17 protein-coding genes are annotated in these 18389 nt (G+C 63.7%); 5 read left to right on the forward strand and 12 right to left on the reverse strand.

The window, feature by feature from the left end; genetic code table 11:
* Positions 1 to 13: 13 nt before the first annotated feature.
* Positions 14 to 451, reverse strand: coding sequence for a hypothetical protein (locus M2375_RS12040; protein WP_259167004.1), 438 nt, complete (start codon positions 449 to 451; stop codon positions 14 to 16).
* 147 nt (positions 452 to 598) lie between these two features.
* Here M2375_RS12040 and M2375_RS12045 point away from each other — a divergent pair, with 147 nt between their 5' ends.
* Positions 599 to 1576 (forward strand): LysR family transcriptional regulator, encoded by a 978-nt coding sequence (locus M2375_RS12045; RefSeq protein WP_259167012.1) that lies wholly within the window; start codon positions 599 to 601, stop codon positions 1574 to 1576.
* A 38-nt stretch (positions 1577 to 1614) separates the two neighbouring features.
* Positions 1615 to 2460 (forward strand): metallophosphoesterase, encoded by an 846-nt coding sequence (locus M2375_RS12050; RefSeq protein WP_259167021.1) that lies wholly within the window; start codon positions 1615 to 1617, stop codon positions 2458 to 2460.
* Between the two features lie 126 nt (positions 2461 to 2586).
* On the opposite strand, the gene M2375_RS12055 is transcribed toward M2375_RS12050, so the two are convergent.
* Positions 2587 to 4143, reverse strand: a complete 1557-nt coding sequence (locus M2375_RS12055; RefSeq protein WP_259167028.1) for a Fic family protein — start codon at positions 4141 to 4143, stop codon at positions 2587 to 2589.
* 343 nt (positions 4144 to 4486) lie between these two features.
* Between M2375_RS12055 and M2375_RS12060 the strand changes: the two genes are divergently transcribed.
* Positions 4487 to 4909: a universal stress protein gene (locus M2375_RS12060; RefSeq protein WP_259167038.1), complete on the forward strand. Its 423-nt coding sequence runs from the start codon at positions 4487 to 4489 to the stop codon at positions 4907 to 4909.
* Positions 4910 to 5086: 177 nt separating this feature from the next.
* Here M2375_RS12060 and M2375_RS12065 read toward each other — a convergent pair whose 3' ends face one another.
* Positions 5087 to 6031, reverse strand: a complete 945-nt coding sequence (locus tag M2375_RS12065) for a LysR family transcriptional regulator ArgP (protein ID WP_259167039.1) — start codon at positions 6029 to 6031, stop codon at positions 5087 to 5089.
* Positions 6032 to 6118: 87 nt separating this feature from the next.
* Here M2375_RS12065 and M2375_RS12070 point away from each other — a divergent pair, with 87 nt between their 5' ends.
* Positions 6119 to 7453: a D-amino acid dehydrogenase gene (locus tag M2375_RS12070; protein ID WP_259167040.1), complete on the forward strand. Its 1335-nt coding sequence runs from the start codon at positions 6119 to 6121 to the stop codon at positions 7451 to 7453.
* Positions 7454 to 7520: 67 nt separating this feature from the next.
* Here the strand turns inward: M2375_RS12070 and M2375_RS12075 are convergent, their stop codons facing one another.
* Both M2375_RS12075 and M2375_RS12080 read right to left on the reverse strand, forming a co-directional pair.
* Positions 7521 to 8621 (reverse strand): branched-chain amino acid aminotransferase, encoded by a 1101-nt coding sequence (locus M2375_RS12075; protein WP_259167044.1) that lies wholly within the window; start codon positions 8619 to 8621, stop codon positions 7521 to 7523.
* 241 nt (positions 8622 to 8862) lie between these two features.
* Positions 8863 to 9672, reverse strand: coding sequence for an alpha/beta fold hydrolase (locus tag M2375_RS12080; protein WP_259167046.1), 810 nt, complete (start codon positions 9670 to 9672; stop codon positions 8863 to 8865).
* A 156-nt stretch (positions 9673 to 9828) separates the two neighbouring features.
* On the opposite strand from M2375_RS12080, the gene M2375_RS12085 reads away from it, so the two are divergent.
* Positions 9829 to 10356, forward strand: coding sequence for a flavin reductase family protein (locus M2375_RS12085; RefSeq protein WP_259167049.1), 528 nt, complete (start codon positions 9829 to 9831; stop codon positions 10354 to 10356).
* A gap of 94 nt (positions 10357 to 10450) precedes the next feature.
* On the opposite strand, the gene M2375_RS12090 is transcribed toward M2375_RS12085, so the two are convergent.
* The 7 genes from M2375_RS12090 to M2375_RS12120 form a co-directional block, all read right to left on the reverse strand.
* On the reverse strand, positions 10451 to 11224 hold the full coding sequence (locus M2375_RS12090) for a ferredoxin--NADP reductase (RefSeq protein ID WP_259167051.1): 774 nt from the start codon (positions 11222 to 11224) through the stop codon (positions 10451 to 10453).
* Between the two features lie 159 nt (positions 11225 to 11383).
* On the reverse strand, positions 11384 to 12208 hold the full coding sequence (locus tag M2375_RS12095; protein ID WP_259167053.1) for an IclR family transcriptional regulator: 825 nt from the start codon (positions 12206 to 12208) through the stop codon (positions 11384 to 11386).
* Positions 12209 to 12237: 29 nt separating this feature from the next.
* A complete protein-coding gene (locus tag M2375_RS12100; protein WP_259167055.1) occupies positions 12238 to 13374 on the reverse strand; it encodes an alpha-hydroxy acid oxidase in 1137 nt (378 codons plus the stop codon).
* Positions 13375 to 13387: 13 nt separating this feature from the next.
* Positions 13388 to 14302, reverse strand: coding sequence for a 4-hydroxy-tetrahydrodipicolinate synthase (gene dapA / locus M2375_RS12105; protein ID WP_259167063.1), 915 nt, complete (start codon positions 14300 to 14302; stop codon positions 13388 to 13390).
* A 6-nt stretch (positions 14303 to 14308) separates the two neighbouring features.
* Complete coding sequence (locus M2375_RS12110) at positions 14309 to 16072, reverse strand: ABC transporter permease subunit (RefSeq protein ID WP_259167065.1); 1764 nt, start codon at positions 16070 to 16072, stop codon at positions 14309 to 14311.
* Positions 16069 to 17163: an ABC transporter ATP-binding protein gene (locus tag M2375_RS12115; RefSeq protein ID WP_259167066.1), complete on the reverse strand. Its 1095-nt coding sequence runs from the start codon at positions 17161 to 17163 to the stop codon at positions 16069 to 16071. Before M2375_RS12115 ends, M2375_RS12110 begins: the two co-directional genes overlap by 4 nt.
* A 113-nt stretch (positions 17164 to 17276) precedes the next feature.
* A complete protein-coding gene (locus M2375_RS12120; RefSeq protein WP_259167069.1) occupies positions 17277 to 18353 on the reverse strand; it encodes an ABC transporter substrate-binding protein in 1077 nt (358 codons plus the stop codon).
* Between the last annotated feature and the right edge of the window lie 36 nt (positions 18354 to 18389).

Genomic DNA, 18389 nt, shown 5'->3' on the forward strand with positions numbered 1-18389 from the left:
CCGCCAGCGCTGCTCAGTAGTTCTTGTGGTAGAACGAGACCGCAGCGTCGCTCATGGAGCGGTTCAGATCAGCCATCACGCGGCTGTCTTGCAGGGCCACTTGCCAGGTCTTGTCGTCTTCCATGGCGCGGCGGTGGCCTTCGTCCCAGCTGCGGCGGGCGGCGCGCAGGCTGCTGCTCAGGTTACGGGCAGGGGCGGCCAGCAGTGCGATGGCCACAAAGGCCACAGCCCACAGCAGGGCCCAGCCAGCGATCCAGTGGCTGCCGCCAGCGACGGAGTCGACCAGGCGGGTGGCAACCACCAGCACGGCAGCGACCAGCGCGGCCAGCATCAGCGATGCGCCAACGCCCTTGGTGCCGAAGGTGGATTTGAGATGTTCAGCAGCACGTTCCACACGCAGAACGCCCGTGTGCTCGGTAGCCATGTCGGTGTGTACAAAACTGTTGGTCATGATGGATGTCTTTGGTTTTCAATGCTTCTTTGAAGCGATGAACGAAGTATAGGGTTTACCCTAGACGATCTCAAATTTATCTTTTGAATCTGTATCATTCATGCCAGTGATGTATTGCGGGTCGTCCAGCGCTGCAAAGGATTGAAAATGCTGCCCCACCAATTTCGCCACCTGGATCTGAACCTGTTGCGTGTATTCGACGAGGTGATGAACGAGCGCAGCCTGACGCGGGCAGCAGACAAGCTGGCCATCACGCAACCGGCCGTCAGCAATGCCATACGCCGGCTGCGTGAAGCCTTGAACGACGAGCTGCTGGTGCGCAGTGGCCAAGGCGTGGAGCCTACGCCGCTGGCCAATGCGCTGTGGCCGGTGGTGCGCGAATCCCTGGCGCGCCTGCAAGCCAGCTTTGCGCCCGAGCGCTTTGACCCCGCCCATGCCACCCAGGCCTTTGTGGTGGCAATGGCCGATGCCACGGCGGCCACCTTGCTGCCCAGCCTGATGCATATTCTGGAGACCGAGGCGCCAGGTGTCTCCGTGCATGTGCAACCACTCACTACCCGAGACCCACGCCAGGAGCTGGAGGCCGAGACGGCCGACCTAGCCGTGGGCTATTTCCCCTTTGTGCTGGCCGAGATGACGGCCCGCGCCCAGTCGGGCGACCTGGTGGATTTCGAGAGCCGGCGGCTCTACGACGGCGAATACCTCTGCGTGATGCGCAAGGACCATCCCTTGAGTGAGGGCTTGCTGACTTTGGAGCGCTACTGCGATGCGCGCCATATGCTGGTGAGTTTTTCCGGCCAGCCCTTTGGCTTTTTGGATGAGGCGCTGGCATCGATTGGCCGCAAGCGCCGGGTGGTGCTGACGGTGAACCAGTACTTCACCGCAGCGCGGGTGGTGGCGCGCACCGATTTGATCACCGTGCTGCCCCGCCATTTTGTGCCGGCCACCGGCATTGCAGATTTGCTGGCTTTTCAGCCGCTGCCGCTGCGGGTAGAGGCCGTGCATGTGGATGCGCTGTGGCGCAGCCGCAGCGGGCATATTCCGCCCTCGGCGCTGGAATGGATGCTGCATGCGCTGGAGCGCTCGGCCCGGGCCGCTTTCCCCGACCAGGAATTGCCTCTGTAGCGGGCTGCAAAGCTGCGAGCTGCATGGTAGGCTTGGTGATGCACCTGCAAATCCTGTCCGACCTGCACCTGGAGACCCATCCCCATTTTCGCGCCCAGCCCGCGCCCGGCGCCGCGCTGCTGGTGCTGGCCGGAGACATCGGCTCCTACCAAAGCGGCTCCATGCTGGCCGATGCCGATTTTGGCCTCGCGCAGTTCAGCCCCCAGCAGGCCGGCGGCCACTGGCCCGAGCCGGTGATCCTGGTGCCCGGCAACCACGAGTTTGACGGCCAGGATTTTGATGCCGCCCGGCTGCGCCTGCGCGCCAGCTGCGAGAAGCTGGGCATCACCCTGCTCGACTGCGACACCCTGGTCATCGATGGCGTACGCTTTATCGGCACCACGCTCTGGTCCGACTACGACGCCATTGCGCTGCACAACGGCGTGACCGAGCTGGGCGCGCTGATGAAGCAGCGCGAAAAAGCCTTCAAGGCCGCCAACTTCTACCTGACCAAGGCCCAGATGCAGCGCAACGGCCAGCCCTTTTTGGCCGCCGAGATGCGCGACGAAGCGCTGCGCTGCCAGGCCTGGCTGCGCGCCGCACTGGCCGAGCCTTTTGACGGCAAGACCGTCGTCATCACCCACTTCGCGCCCAGCCTGCGCAGCGCCGACCCGCGCTATGGCATGACGCCAGGCACGGCCGGGTTTTGCAATGCGCTGGACGACTTGCTGCCCTATGCCGATATCTGGATCCACGGCCACCTGCATGCGCCCAGCGATTACCTGGCCCGTGGGACACACAGCGATGGCCGCAGCTGGCAATGCCGGGTGGTGGCCAACCCGCTGGGCTATGCGCGCAAGGGCGAGCAGGAGACGTTCAACCCGCATTGCCTGGTGGCGGTGTAAAGCGGCAGGGTCCGGTCGTTGGGTCTGGCAAAAATCCACACTGGGTACCGATTGCGCATTGCACGCCGTTGGTATCTTTTTTGTGGGTTCATGGACGAAGTCTGAGTTGGCGGGGGCCTCATGGATTCATCGGGCCACCACATCAACGCGCGGCACCACGTCATCGTCATCATTGCCATCGTCGGGCAGCAACTCAAAGGCCTTGAAGACCGCGCGCTCAACGCGCTTGGTGAGATCTTCATCGTTGAAGACACCGGGGTACGTTTTGCGCAGCTTGCCGCTGACCTGCATGTTCGTCACCAGGGATCGGATGATCGTCGCATAGTCCTCATCGCGGCCCTCGATGATTTCCTTGAGGCTGTTGCGTGCGGTTTCGTAACGCAGCAGGTAAATCGCTTCGTCCTTGAGTCCGTGCAGGATCGAGTGACGGATGACGTCGACCAGGTACTCAGACTGGAAGCTGAGGTCCGCATAGCGCCAAGTCGCCAGACCCCGGTCCCACTCGGCTACGTGCAGGTTGGACTTGACGCCATCTTCGTATTGCACGGTCGCGCCAAACGTGCACACCGAATTCATCGTAGCCATCAGCGGCCGTGACAGATGCTCCAAAGCGGTGTCGTAGGCAGCGCGCCGCATGGCGTTCTCGCTGATCACAGCCGAGACTGGCAAGATGACCGGCGCTGGCAGAAAGCCATCGCGCCGAAGGATGTCGTTGATCAGGAAGCGTGAGAGACGGCCATTTCCGTCACCCAGCGGGTGGATGTAGACAAAGCCAAAGGACAGGGCCGCTGCTCGCAGCAGCGGGTTTTGCCCCCGGGTGCGCTGCTCGAAAGCACGCAGACCATCCATCATCTCGGCCACCATTGCATGGTGCGGCGCCAGGTAGTCAATTACGGGCTCGAAAACCGAGTTGGTGTGCCCGACAAAAACCGGTGACTGGCGAATGCCGAGCCTGGCGCCCACCATTTTGTCGCCCATGATGGCCTGCTGAATCATCAGCATTCCCTCTTCCGTGAGGGCAGACTCGATCTTGTCGCAGTGCATGCCCATGGCGTGCGCCAGGCGGCGGATGCGGTCCTCTTCCTTGCCCTCGGACTCGATGGCAAAGCTGGCCTTACTTTCTTTGATGGTCAGCCAGTTGACCGCACGCTCGATGGTCTCGATCCCGAACTGATCCACCATGTTGTCGATCTCAGCGCGCAGTGGCGCCGGATCAGCCGGACCCTGCTTGCCAAAATCGACCATCGGGCAAAAGGCGCGGGTGCCTGGCAGGTTGTTGTTGATGCGCCAGCGGCGCACCTTATCAGGCACCGTGGCGCTGAGGTACTGGGACGCATTGAGCAAGTCGACGTAGTTCCCGCCAGCGTCACCCACCCCATCCAAAATAGACTCGCTGAGCCATTCATAGAGGAAGCCGCAGCGGCGCGCGTACGCACCCGTGGGCTCTTCCAACGCCCACCTGGCGAGGGGCTTGGGCCCAGTAACCTCGAAGAGGCGGTTGAGAAAATCCAGCTCAACGCCCTCGTACTTGAGCGCAAACGTCAGATGCGCCCTCAGCGTTGCATCCGGTTGGTAATGTGCAGGGTAGGTCTCAACCCTGAAGCCATTTGACACCGCGCTGGAGCGCGACGAGCCAATGACGCTGCAAACCCGAAAGGGCTGCACAGGGGCCAGGTTGTACACCTCCGATAACCACTTATATCCGGCGTATCCATCTCCATTCTGCATACGGAGCCCCTAAAACAGTTATTTTTGCCATTTTCTGCGGCAAAGCAGTTATGGTCAACGGCGCGCGTGGAGGTTTTTCCCAGATCGACAAGTAGATCTAAGGGTTTTCACCTAAATTCATCGCCGAACCTGATGCACATCAATGTGTGTTTGACGATAAATCTATAAGCTGATACACATGATTTAAGCCTGCAAAGTACCTTGCCGGTATTGGCGATCGGCTTTGACAGGTCACCGTCCCGCGTTGGTGTGCGTCACCGGTGTTGGGTCCCTCACCCCTTTTCCAAGGAGTTCAGGCATGCGTATTTTGTTGGCCGTTGACGGCAGCCCCTACACTCAGAAGATGCTCGATTACCTGGCAACCCATGCGGAGTGGCTGGCCCCTGTGCACCAGTACACGGTGCTGACCGTGCAGCCCCACCTGCCCCCGCGCGCAGCCAAGGCCTTGGGCAAGGCGCTGGTGGATGATTACCACGCCGAAGAGGCGCAGAAGGTGCTCGAGCCCGTGCAGGCATTCTTGGCTGCCCACCAGGTGCAAGCGGTGGCCGAAAGCCAGGTCGGCCCGATTGCCCAGACCATTGCCGAGCGGGCCGATGAGGGCGGCTATGACCTGCTGATCATGGGCACCCGTGGCCATGGCGCACTGGCCAAACTGGTCATGGGCTCGGTGGCGACCCAGGTGCTGGCGCAAAGCAAGCTGCCGGTCTTGCTGATTCGATAAGCCGGTAGGGAGCAGATCACCGGACTGTCATTGGCTATTCACGGTATAGCCATACTTGGCGGGGATACTGCATTGCTAACGGATTTCACTGATGAGGGAGGGATGGAGCCACCTGTGCAATGAACACAGGGGTACATCCGGAAACTGCTTGCATCCCCTGGGGTGCAGGCAGTTTTTTTATGCCTTGACGGTGGCGCGGGCTGCAGCGGTGGGCGGTGCCAGGCTGCTTTTGGCGCTGTGTACCATGGCCTCGCTCAGCGCGCCGAGCAAGGCCGATTGCAGGTTCCAGCAGTGCCAGTACAGGTCCACCCGCAGCACCTGGGCCTCGGCCACATTGACCAGGCGGCCATCGGCCAGGTAGGGCCGCGCCAGCAGCTCGGGCACCACGCCCACGCCCCAGCCGGCGGCCACGGCGCGCACCTGGGCTTCGGAGTTGGGCACATACAGCTGGTGCAGGCCGACGGTCTTGAGGCCCATTGCGCGGGCGACAAACACGCGCTGCATGTCGTCCTTGCGGTTGTAGCTGAGAAACGGCAGGTGCTTGAAGTTGCTGCGGTTAAGCCCTTGGGGCACATGCTGCTCGGCAAAGCTGGGCGATGCCACCGCGATGTAGTGCATGGCGCCCAGCGCGGTGACGCGGCAGCCGCGCAGCGCCTGGGGCATGGTGGTGACGCAGCCCAGCACCTCGCCAGTGCGCAGCAGCTCCAAGGTGTGGTCCTGGTCGTCGGTGATGATCTCCAGCGGCAGCTGCTGCAAGGCAATGCCCTGCAGCGCATCCAGTGCCCAGGTGGCAATGCTGTCGGCATTGATGGCAATCGAGATGGCCTCGTCATGTGCGTTGCGGCGCATGGTGTGCGGCAGCAGGCTGTGCAGCTCTTGCTCCAGGTCGGTGCGCAGCAGGCGCAGCTGCTGGGTGTGCTTGAGCAGCAGCTGGCCCGCCGCCGTAGGGCGCAGCGGCCGGCTGCGCACCACCAGCACCGAGCCAATTTGCGCCTCCAGCGCGCGCAACCGCTGTGAGACGGCCGATTGCGTCACATTCAGGCGCAGGGCGGCCTTCTCAAAACCGCCTTCTTCGATCACGGCGGCCAGGCATTCCAGTGCAATCGGGTCCAGGTTGCTCATGGGGCTCCAGTATTAGCAGAACTGATGATTCTTGAAGAAGTTTAATTGCACTTTATGTAACAGCCAAGATGCCAGACACTGAGAAGCATGAAAGTCATCATCCTCGGCGCCGGCATCATCGGCACCAGCACTGCCTGGCATTTGCTGCAACTCGGCCACGACGTCACCGTCGTCGACCGCCAACCGGACGCGGCGCTGGAGACCAGCTTTGCCAATGCTGCGCAGATCTCGGTGAGCTACTGCGAGCCCTGGGCCAACAAGCATGCCCCGCTCAAGGCGCTCAAGTGGATGTTCGACAAGGAAGCCCCCCTGCTGCTGCGCCCCCATGCCGATCCGCAGCAATGGCGCTGGCTGACGCAGTTTCTGGCCGAGTGCAATGACCGCTCCTTTGCCCGCAATGTGCAGCAGATCGTCGCACTGGGTGCCTACAGCCACAGCGCCTTGAAGGCCGTGGTGGCGCAGACGGGCATCCAGTACAACCGGCTCGAACGCGGCATTGCCCATTTCTTCACCAGCGACGAAGCGGTGCAGGATGCGCAGCTGGCTGTTGATCTGATGCGCCAGTACGGGGTGAACCGCCGCATGGTCAGCACCGAAGAATTTTTGAAGATCGAGCCCGCCTTCCGTCCCTATGCGGCGCACATCAAAGGCGGCACCTTTACCGAAAGCGATGAAAGCGGCGATGCGCGGGTGTTTACGCAAAAGCTGGCCCAGCTGTGCGCCCAGGGCGGCGTGCAGTTTCTCTACAACCACCGCGTCGAGCGGCTGAATGTGGCGGGCGGCGCGATCGACGCGGTCACCGTGCGCTCCACGGCGGCGGGCGCCGACAGCGCTCCGCAGACGCTCAAGGGCGATGCCGTCATCGTGGCCTGCGGCAGCTATACCGCGCCGCTGCTGCGCACCGTGGGCCTGAATGTGGCCATCTACCCGGGCAAGGGCTATAGCGCCACCTTGCCGATCCTGAAGCCCGAGGCCGCGCCCTTTGTCAGCTGCATCGATGATGGCAACAAGCTGGCGATGAGCCGCCTGGGCAACGAGCTGCGTGTGGCCGGCACCATCGAGCTCAATGGCTTTGACAGCTCGCTGGACAGCCCGCTGGCCAAGGCCCGATGCCACATGCTGGCGCGGCGGGTGGAAGAGTTGCTGCCCGGCGTCTGCGACACCCGCCTGCCCGAGCAAGGCGGCAACCCCCAGTTCTGGACCGGCCTGCGCCCCGCTACGCCCACCAATATCCCCTTTATCGGCCGCACCAAGATCGACAAGCTGTGGATCAATGCCGGCCACGGCACCCTGGGCTGGACCCATGGCGCCGGCAGCGGCAAGGCCATGGCCGAGCTGGTGAGCGGGCGCATGCCGGAGATGCGTTTTGGCTTCTATGGTTTCGAGAACGAAAGCAAGCGCCAAGCTGTTGTCGCAGCTTAAATCGCGGCTCCCTGCACCATGAAAAAGGGCCGCACAGTGTGCGGCCCTTGTGTTTGGGTGGGAGCAATCAGGCGTCCAGGCGCACCAGCCAGCCGTGGCGGTCAGCGGCGCGGCCGTACTGGATGTCGGTCAGCTCCTTGCGCAGGCCCATGGTGACTTCGCCGGCCGGGGCCGACAGGTCGCCCACCGAGAAGCCTTGGCCCTTGAGCTGGCCGATGGGGGTGATGACGGCAGCGGTACCGCAGGCGAAGACTTCGGTGATATCGCCCGAGGCCACGCCTTGCTTCCACTCGTCGACGGCGATCTTGCGCTCTTCGACCACCATGCCCCGGTCGCGTGCCAGCTGCAGCACGGAGTCGCGGGTGATGCCTTCCAAGATGCTGCCCGACAGCTCGGGCGTGACCAGCTTGTTTTGCTTGCCGTAGACCAGGAAGACATTCATGCCGCCCAGCTCTTCGAGGTACTTGCCTTCGGCAGGGTCGAGGAAGAGCACCTGCGAGCAGCCATTGTCTTGCGCCTGCTGCTGGGGCAGCAGCGATGCGGCGTAGTTGCCGCCGCACTTGGCAGCGCCCGTGCCGCCCTTGGCCGCGCGGGCATAGTCGGTGGACAGCCAGATCGCCACGGGTGCCACGCCCTTGGCAAAGTAGGGGCCTGCGGGGCAGGCGATCACGTAGTAGCTGGCCTTGTGGGCGCTGCGCACGCCCAGAAAGACCTCGTCACCAATCATGAAGGGGCGCAGGTACAGGCTGGCCTCGTTGCCGCTGGGCACCCAGTCCTTGTCCACGGCAATGATCTGCTTGAGCGATTCCACAAAGATGTCCACCGGCAGCTCAGGCAGCGCCAGGCGGCGGGCGGAGCGTTGCAGGCGCTCGGCATTGGCCTGGGGGCGGAAGGTCCAGATCGAGCCGTCGGCGTGGCGGTAGGCCTTGATGCCTTCAAAAATCTCCTGGCCGTAGTGCAGCACGGCAGCGGCCGGGTCCAGCGCAATCGGGCCGTAGGGGGTAACTGCCGCATCACGCCAACCGCCTTCTTTGTCCCAGTGCACCGAGACCATGTGGTCGGTAAAGTGCAGACCAAAACCCGGGTTGTCGAGAATCTTGGCGCGTTCTTGGGCGCTGCGTGGTTGGCTCGATGGGGTGAGGGCAAAGCTCAGGGAAGAGGGGGACACGGGACTAATCCTTCCAGTTGGCAACAGGGACAGCAGCGGCTTGTGAGGAGGGCCGGCGCCGGTCATGGTGGCCGTCCGCCAGTGCTGGAGCGCTCCAGGAGAGTGACGGGCTGCACGCCAAACCCCATAGCATGCCAGTTTTTTGGCCCAGTGGCGCCAAGGTTTGTGCATTGCCAGCTTGGCGAGTCAACCACCTGCAGAGGCAAAGCGCTGCTGTTGCGCCGGGATTTACGGGTTTTTCCTAGTGCACCGTGGCCTTTTGGCTCGCCAAAAAGTCCAGCAGCAGGCCTTCGAAGGCATCCGGGTTCTCCAGCTGCGGCCAGTGGCCAATGCCCTCCAGGCAGGCATGCCGGGCCTGGGGCAGTTGATCGGCCAGCGCCTGCATGCGCTGGGGCGGCATGCAGACATCCTGGCCGCCGCTCACCAGCAGGCAGCGCTGGCTGATATGGGCCAGGCGCTCGGCCAGTGTGCTGGGGCCAGCGAGCATCTCCAGCATGCGGCCATAGGCCAGCGGCTGGATCTGGGTGATGGCATGGCGTGCCAGTTGCAGCCCTTCGGGCAAGGCCTGCTGGCCCGATTGCAGCTGCACCAGCAGCTCGGCAAAGCGCTGCATCTGCACCGCCTCGGTGCTGGCGTGCTGCAGGCATTGGGCCAGCAGCTGCTGGCGGCTTTGCACCCAGTGCTGCTGGGCGCCGTCATCCAGCGCCGGGCCGCCTGCCACCAAGGCCAGGCTGCGCACGCGCGTGGGGTAGCGCAGCGCCAGCTCGGCGGCCACCATGGCCCCCATGCCATGGCCCACGATATGGGCGCGGCCAATCTCCATCGCATCGAGCAGGCCATCGGCCGTGGCGGCCAGTGCCTTGAGGCTGTAGCCCCCATAAGGCGGTGGGTTGCCGTGGTAGCCGGGCATGTCCCAGGCAATGGCGCGGTAGCCCTGGCTGGCGAGCAGCTCCACCTGCGGCGCAAAGCCCAGGTGGTCGGTGTCGGCATCGTGGAGCATCAGCACCGTCGGGCCACTGCCGAGCATCGCGAAGTTGGGAATCAAGGACATAGGTTTGCTTCTCGCCGTGGATTTTGCTTGCAGATGCGGTCCGCCTGCCTTGTTTTCAAGCACCTACGCGGGCAGGGGCCTCGCCCCCTGGCCGATAATGGCCGCTACCCCCTGCTTTTGACGGCATGGCCTGTGCTCCTGCCGTCTGCCTGTCCCGTGAACCGCTCCTTGCCCCCTGAACACCTGCAATCTCCCGCTTCGCCCGCGTTTTCCGAACGTGAGTTTCGCAATGCGCTGGGCCAGTTTGCCACCGGGGTGGCGGTGGTGACAGCGCTGGCGCCCGATGGCAACAAGGTCGGCTTGACCATCAGCTCCTTCAATTCTGCCTCGCTCACCCCGCCGCTGGTGCTGTGGAGCCTGATGAAGACGGCCACCTCGATGCCGGTGTTCGAAACCGTCAGCCACTACGCGATCAATGTGATGGGCGCGCACCAAAAGGCGCTGGCCTTGCAGTTCAGCCGCAAGGGCATCGACCGCTGGGCCGGTGTGGACTACGCGCTCGGCGTGACCGGCGTGCCGCTGCTGGCAGGCGCCATTGCCAGCTTTGAGTGCCGCAACGGCCCGCACCATGACGCAGGCGACCATGTGATTTTGGTGGGTGAGGTGGCGCATTGCCAGCACCAGGTGGGCGTGCCGCCGCTGCTCTACCACGGTGGCAATTTCTACACCGAGCAGCTGATCTAAGCGATTTACTCCTTCGCCAACCGGCCTTGCTCCTTGGGACGCAGGCAACAAAAAACGACCCTCGGGTCGTTTTTGCATGGGGGGATGCAGCTGCCTACTTCTCGACGAAGGCGCGCTCGACCACAAAGTCGCCGGGCGTGGAGGTGTTGCCCTCCTTGAAGCCCTTGGCTTCCAGCAGTTCCTTGAGCTCAGCCAGCATTGCGGGGCTGCCGCAGAGCATGACGCGGTCGGTGTCCGGATTCAGTTCGGGCAGACCGATGTTTTGCGGGAAGGTGCCAGCGGTGATCTGGTTGGAGATGCGGCCCTGGTTGCGGAAGGGCTCGCGCGTCACCGTCGGGTAGTAGACCAGCTTGTCCTTGACGATCTCGCCCAGCAACTCGTGGTTGGGCAGCTCTTCTTCCAGCAGTTGCTGGTAGGCCAGCTCCTCGATCTGGCGCACGCCATGTACCACGACGACCTTCTCGAAGTGGTCATAGGTCTCGGGGTCGCGCGCCACCGACAGCCAAGGTGCCAGGCCCGTGCCTGTGCCGATCAGGTACAGGTTCTTGCCAGGCAGCAGGTAATCGACCAGCAAGGTGCCCGTGGGCTTTTTGCCGACGATGATGGTGTCACCCACCTGGATGTGCTGGAGCTTGCTGGTCAGCGGGCCGTCATCGACCTTGATCGACAGGAACTCCAGATGCTCTTCGTAGTTGGGGCTGGCGATGGAGTAGGCGCGCAGCAAGTTCTTGCCATCGACCTTCAGGCCAATCATGGTGAAGTGGCCGCTGGAGAAGCGCAGCGCAGGGTCACGGGTGGTCGTGAAAGAGAACAAACGATCGGTCCAGTGGTGAACAGACAGGACACGTTCTTCGAGAAAGGCGCTCATAGCAGTGCAGTACTCAGTTAGTCTTGTGTATATCTATAAACGCTATTGTTCACTATTCATACAACTTAAACGTCATATGGACATATCGGCGCGTTGTGAACGGGGTTTTTCAGCAGAGGGCTGCGTTTTTTCGTCGCCCCGCAGATGAATGGCACGGACTTAGAAATTATCGAGGATGTTGGAGATGGACGTGGCGGCCAGCAGCACATGGGGCAGTAGCTCGGCCTCGGCCTTGGCCGTGCCCCAGCGGGTGGAGGGCGCCGAGATGGTGATGGCGCCAATGGGCACGCCGCCCCGGCCGGTAATGGCGGCGGCCACGGAGATATCGCCCACCACGGTCTGGTTTTGCACGATGGCATAACCGTCGCGCTCGGCCGCCTCAATGCTGCGCAGCAGCTCTTCGGGGTCGGTGACGGTTTGCGCGGTGATTTTGACCAGCGGCGTGGATGCGATCAGGCGCAGGCGCTCGTCCATCGGCAGCTTGGCCAGCATGGCCCGGCCCGATGCGGTGTAGGCGGCGGGCAGGCGCGAGCCCACGGCAAAGTCCGAGTTGTAGATAAAGCGGCCCGGCACCTTGGCGATAAACACCACCTCGTTGCCATCCATCTCCTGCAGGTTCGAGGTCTCGCCCAAGGTGTGGGTCATCTCGATCAGATATGGGTAGGCGCGCTCGACGATGCGCTGCGAGCGCAGGTAGTTGTAGGACAGGCGCAGCACCTCGGGTGCGAGCGTGTAGAGGTTGGAGTCGGGCAGGCGCCGGATGTAGCGCAGCTTCTCCAGGGTGAAGATGATGCGCTGGGTGGCACTGCGGTCGAGCTGGGCGGCGCGCGCAATCTCAGCGAGCGACATCTCACGGTGGGTGTCGCGAAACGCCTCCAGCACCTGAAAGGCCTTGGCCAGGGAGCCGACAAACAACGAAGATTCACGGGCGGTGGGTTCAACGCTTGCTACGGGCTCGGCAATGCTGTGTGTGGTTTTAGGCATCGTAAAAAGCGGCTGTCTCGGGTCACTGTCTAATGGTTTTGCAGAAAGGTCGCGTTCAGGCTTGTGGCCTGCGGGGCGCCCAGCAATCGGAGGGTGGTCTCCAGCTCGGTGCGCAAAATCTCCAGAACCTCGGCCACGCCCTGGGGCCCGCGCGAGGCCAGTCCGTAGAGCGGCGCGCGCCCCAGCAAGACGGCATCGGCCCCCAGCGCCCGGGCTTTGGCCATGTCACTGCCTCGGCGCACCCCGCCATCGACAAAGATATGCATCTTGCCATGAACGGCGTCGGCAATCTGCGGCAATTGCGCCATGGGCGCGGGCGCGCATTCCAGCTGCCGCCCGCCGTGGTTGCTGACCACGATGCCGTCTGCGCCCGCCTGCAGCGCGCGCTGGGCATCCTGGGCGCTGAGCAGGCCCTTGACGATGACAGGGCCCTGCCAGTGGCGGCGCACCCAGGCCAGGTCTTCCCAGCGCAGGGCCATGTCCATCTCGCGGCTCATGGCGGCAGCCTGCTTTTGGATATTGCTTTCCACCCCGGCACTGCGCGCCAGGTTGACCAGTTGCGGCGAGCCGCCCTGGCGCAGCATGCGCAGGCACCAGCGCGGGTGGCTGAGCAGGTCGGCCAGCAGCCGGGGCGTCCAGGGCACGGGCATGCGAAAGCCGTTGCGCACATCGTGGTCGCGCTTGCCGTGCACCATGGTGTCCACCGTCAGCATCAGCGCGCTAAAGCCCGCCGCCTGCGCGCGCGCCATCATGCTCTGCGCAATGCGCCGGTCCTTTTGCACATACAGCTGCAGCCACAGATCGCCTGGGCTGGCGGCGCGCACATCTTCCAACAGCGACGTGGACGCGGTCGACATCACAAAGGGCAGGCCGGCGGCATGGGCCGCGCGGGCCAGCACCTGCTCGGCCTGCGGCCAGTACAGGCCGTTGAGCCCAGTCGGGCCCACAAAGGCCGGCATGGCCTGCTTGCGGCCAAACAAGGTGACGCTGGTGTCCACCTGGCTGACATCGACCATGGCGCGCGGCAAAAAGGTGACATCGCCCCAGGAGGCGAGGTTGCGGGCCATGCTGCGGCCGTCTTCCGCGCCGCCTTCGAGGTAGTCAAAGGCAAAGCGGGACAGGCGCCGGCGCGCCAGCGCGCGGTAGTCTTTGATGGCGGGCAGCATGGCGGGTGCCCGATCAGGCCAGCTGGCGCTCGGCCTGCAGCCGCACTGTCAGCGCCTCGCGCAGGCGGGCCGACAGCTGTGGGTTGCAATCGACCAGCGGGGCCAGCAGGTGTGGCGCTTGCACGCCCACCAGGTCCCAGACCGACTTCATCGGGCCGGGGTTGGTCTCGGCAAAGGCCAGGTCCAACAGGCCAATCAGTTCCTGGTGCAGGGCCAGCGCCTCTTGGGTCTTGCCGCTGGTCAGCAGCGCGTACATGCGGGTCCACGTCTTGGGCAGCAGGTTGGCCGTGACGATGATGCCGCCCTGGGCGCCGCAGAGCATCTGCGCGGGGAAGATGGTGTCCTCACCGCTCAGCACCGCAAAGCTGGCATCCACGCCCTGCACCACCTTGAGGAAGTGGTACATGTCGGTGTTGCAGGCCTTCATGCCGATGATGTTCTCGTGGCGCGAGAGCTCGTGCAGCACTTCGGGCGCGATGGAGATGCGCGTGCGGTAGGGGATCTCATAGATCACCACGGGCAGCGGCGAGGCATCGGCATAGCGCATGAAGTAGTCGCGAATGCCTTGCTGCGATGGCGTGGTGTAGTAGGGCGTGAGCACCATCAGCGCGTCCGCACCCGCATCGGCCAGCGCCTGGCCGGAGGCGATGGCGTCGTAGTAGCCCGGGTCGAGCACGCCGGCCAGCACCGGCAGGTCAGCGGCCTGGTGCTCGCGCACCGTGGCCACCATGCGGGCCCGCTCAGCGCGCGAGAGGGCGCCGTATTCGCCAGTGCCGCCCAGGGGCACGCTGCCGCTGATGCCGCTGCCTTGCAGGTGGGCGAGCAGGGCGCGCACGGCCTGGGTGTCGATCTGGCCGTCGGCGGTGACGGGCGTTGCCAGTGCCGGGAAGATGCCGCGGAGTTGCTCAGAGGTAATACGTGTAGTCATGGTTCATCAATTCAAAGAAGCGGCGGAGCGGCGACGCAGCCAGTCCGCACAGGTGATCAAAATGCCGATGAAGGCGAACAGGCAGGTCGAGACGGCGGCGATCACCGGCGAGATCTGCAGGGTCACTTCATCCCAGAACTGCTTGGGCAGGGTGGAGCTGAGGCCACCAGAGGCAAACAGCGAGATGGTCAGCTCGTCAAACGAGGTGGCAAACGCGAACAGGAAGGACGAGGTCAGGCCGGCGGCAATGATCGGGAAGGTCACGTAACGCAAGGTCTGCCAGGGGCGGGCGCCCAGGCTTTGGGCGGCCATGTCCAGGCGCGTGTCGTAGTTGCGCAGCACGGCCATCATGGTCATCACCACATAGGGGATGGCGATAACGGTATGCCCCAGCACCAGGCCCAGCGAGGTGCCCACCAGGCCCACCTTGGAGAAGAAATAGAACATGCCGACGGCAATGATCATGCGCGGGATGATCAGCGGTGACAGCACAAAGGCCAGCAGCAAGGCCTTGCCGCGCATCTGGCCGCGCACCAGCAAAAAGGCCACCGGCGTGCCCACGGCCATGGCCGCCAGCGCGGCAAAAAAGCCCACGACAAAGCTGCGCACCGTGGCGTTGATCCACAGCGGCGAGGCCAGCATGTCCTGGTAGTGCTGAAGGGTAAAGCCCTGGGGCGGCCAGTTAAGCCCCGACTTGTCGGCAAAGGAGATCGGGATCATCAACAGCGCAGGCACGCTCAAGAACACCAAGAGCGCCACCACACTGGCGCGCAGCACGAAGGAATCACCCTGCTGCAGATCGCGTTTGCGCGAGCGCGGCACCAGCGCAATCAGGCGGTCGCTGATGCTGCCGAGCAAGCCCAGCAGCATCTCGGACAGCTGGCGCATCACGCCGCTGCTGTGGTTGCTTTTATCCGACTGTGCGCCCGTCATCGTCGACAGACCCAGCACCTTGTCATAGACCGCAAACACGATCAGCACGACGACCAGCAGCAGCACCGAGATGGCGCCGGCAAAGCCCCAGTTCATCACCTGCATCACCTGTTCGATGATGAGTTGGGTGATCATGGTTTCTTTGCGGCCGCCCAGGAGCTGCGGCACGATGAAGAAGCCCACGGCGGTGACAAAGACCATGATGGCGCCCGCTGCCACACCGGGCATGGACAGCGGAAAGTAGACGCGCCAAAAAGCAGTACCCGGGCGCGCACCCAAGGTGAGCGCGGCGCGCGGCAGGTTGCGGTCAATGTTCTCCATCACCGACAGCATGGTCAGCACGGCCAGCGGCATCAGCGCATGGACCATGCCCACCAGCACGGCACCAAAGCTGTAGAGCATGTTCGAGGGCGCATCCTGCAGGCCCAGCGCCAGCAACAGCTGGTTGGCCAAGCCATTGCGGCCCAGCACGACGATCCAGGCAAAGGCGCGCACCAGAAAGCTGGTCCAAAACGACAGCAGAATCCAGAACACCCAGCGGCTTTTCTTGTCCTTTTGCAAGGACGAGACCAGGTAGGCAATCGGGTAGCCGCCGACGATGGACAGCAGCGCCGTGACCAGCGAGATCTTCAAGGTGATCCACATCGTGTCCAGGTAGACCGAGGAGCTGAACAGCTGGCTGTAGTTGTTCCACTTGAAGCTGCCGTCGCTGTAGATGCTCAGCAGCAGCAACTGACCCACGGGGTAGACCAGCAGCACCAGAAACAGCATGACCAGCGGGGCGGCCATCATCAGTGGCTTCACCCAGGCTGCGCGGGGGGTGGCGGCGCTGTTCATGCGGGCTCCGGTACGGCGACGGCGTCGCTGCTGGACCAGCCAAAGTCCAAAGTGCTGCCCAGCGCGTGGTCATGCTTGGCGATGGAGGTCGGGAAGGACAGCACCACCGGCTCGGTGCTGAGCGCAGGCGCCTTCAGGTAGAGCTTGGTGAGGCTGCCGGTGATCATGGTGTCCATCAGCTGGCCGCTGAAGCGCTCGCTGGCGCCCTGGGCCGCTGCGGCGGCTGCCATGTTTTGCGGGCGCACCATCACGCAGACCTTGGCGCCGGTAGCCAGTGGCTGGTCGGCCGAGGCCAGCAGCTCGGTGTTGGTGCCGGTCAGGGCCACGCGGGCCTGGCCCGCCTGGCTGGCCACCACCGTGCCCTTGAATAGATTGCTCTCGCCCAGAAAGTCGGCCACAAAGGGCGTGCGCGGGCGGAAGTACAGGTCAGCAGGCGTGCCCAGCTGTGCAATGCGGCCGCCATCCATCAGGCAGATGCGGTCCGACATGGTCATCGCCTCTTCCTGGTCGTGGGTCACATAGACGATGGTGGTGCCGGCCTCGCGGTGGATGCGCTTGATCTCCAGCTGCATGTGCTCGCGCAGCTTCTTGTCCAGGGCGCCCAGGGGTTCGTCCATCAGCACGATCGAGGGCTTGTAGACGAGGCAGCGCGCCAGTGCAATGCGCTGCTGCTGGCCGCCCGACAGCTCCTTCGGAAAGCGCTGCGCCACATGGGGCAGGTGCACCAGCTCCAGCGCCTCCATGGCGCGCTTCATCGCGGTGGCGCGGTCGAGCTTGCGCATCTTCAGCGGGAAGGCGATGTTCTCGGCAATCGTCATGTGCGGGAACAGCGCATAGTTCTGGAACACCATGCCGATGTCGCGCTCATAGGGCGCGCCATAGGTCACGTCCTTGCCATTGATCAGCAGCTGGCCGCCATCGGGCACGGACAGGCCGGCGATCATGCTCAGCAAAGTGGTCTTGCCCGAGCCCGAGGGGCCCAGCAGGGTCAGGAACTCGCCCTCAGGCACTTCCAGGTTGGTGGGGTGCAGCGCGACAAAAGAGCCATAGCGCTTGGTCAAGCCCGCAATCGACAGTTTTATATTCTTCATTTCAATCTTCTCCATTGCACCGTGCTGCAACGAATCAACCTGGTGGTGCCTGTGCTGAGGCCGGTACGGTGTGCCGCGCCTCAGCAGGCTTGGTCATCGCTGGCGGGCAGCGCTTACTTGAGCACCCAGCCGTTGAACTTCTCGATCACCGCGGCCTGGTTGGCCACCCAGTACTTGGCATCGATCTGCACGCCGTTCTTGATGTTCTCGGGATAGGTGGGCGAGTCCTTGGCCACCTCGGGCTTGATGTACTTGAAGGCCTCGGGCTGGGTCACGCCAGCGGCAAAGTACTGGCTGAGCGAGGCCATGCGCTGGGGCTCGGAGGCGAACTTGATGAACTCGCGGCAGGCATCGGCATTGGGCGTGCCCGCCAGGATGGACCAGCTGTCCACGCCCCAGATGTTCTGGTTCCAGACGATGCCGATCTTGGCGCCATCGGCATTGGCCGACTGCGGGCGCGACACCCAGGTGGCGATCATGTCCACTTCGCCGGACTTGAGCATCTGCTCGACCTGGGCACCCGAGTTCCACCAGACATCGATCTTGGGCTTGATCTGGTCCAGGGCCTTGAAGGCGCGGTCCAGATCCAGCGGGTACAGCTGCGCGGCCGATACGCCCGAGGCCATTGCCGCCTGCTCCATCGTGTCAAACGGGTGCTTGCGGATGCCACGGCGGCCGGGGAAGTCCTTGACGTTCCAGAAATCGGCCCAGGACTTGGGCGCTGCGCGGCCCTTGAAGGCCTCTTCGCGGTAGGCCAGCACGGTGCTGTAGACATTGGTGCCCACGCCGTAGGGCGACATGTACTGCGCCGGGATGGTCTTGACGAAGGGGTCGTTTTCCAGGCCGTGCTTTTCCAGCAGCACCTTGCCGCCTTCGGTCAGCAGCAGAATAGCCGGCTGGCTGATCTTGGCCATGTCCCAGGTGTAGTTCTTGGTCTCCACCATGCTGCGGATCTGGGCCACGGGCTCGGCCGTTGCCTGCACGCCCACCACTTCGATGCCGGTCTTCTGCGTGAAGGGCTTGTAGTACACCGCACCGTAGGCCTTGGTGTAGATACCGCCGTCATCACGCACCACGATACGCTTGGACGTGGCACGGGCATAACGCAGTACGGCAGGTGCAGCAATCAGGCCTGCGCCAGCCACGGCCGCCTTCAGTGCGGTGCGACGGGAGGTAGTGATCTCAGTCATAAAGTGTCCTTTCAAAGGAAGAGGCAGGGAAGTGGA

The organism is Comamonas sp. BIGb0152, from assembly GCF_024809975.1.
Taxonomy (GTDB): domain Bacteria; phylum Pseudomonadota; class Gammaproteobacteria; order Burkholderiales; family Burkholderiaceae_C; genus Comamonas.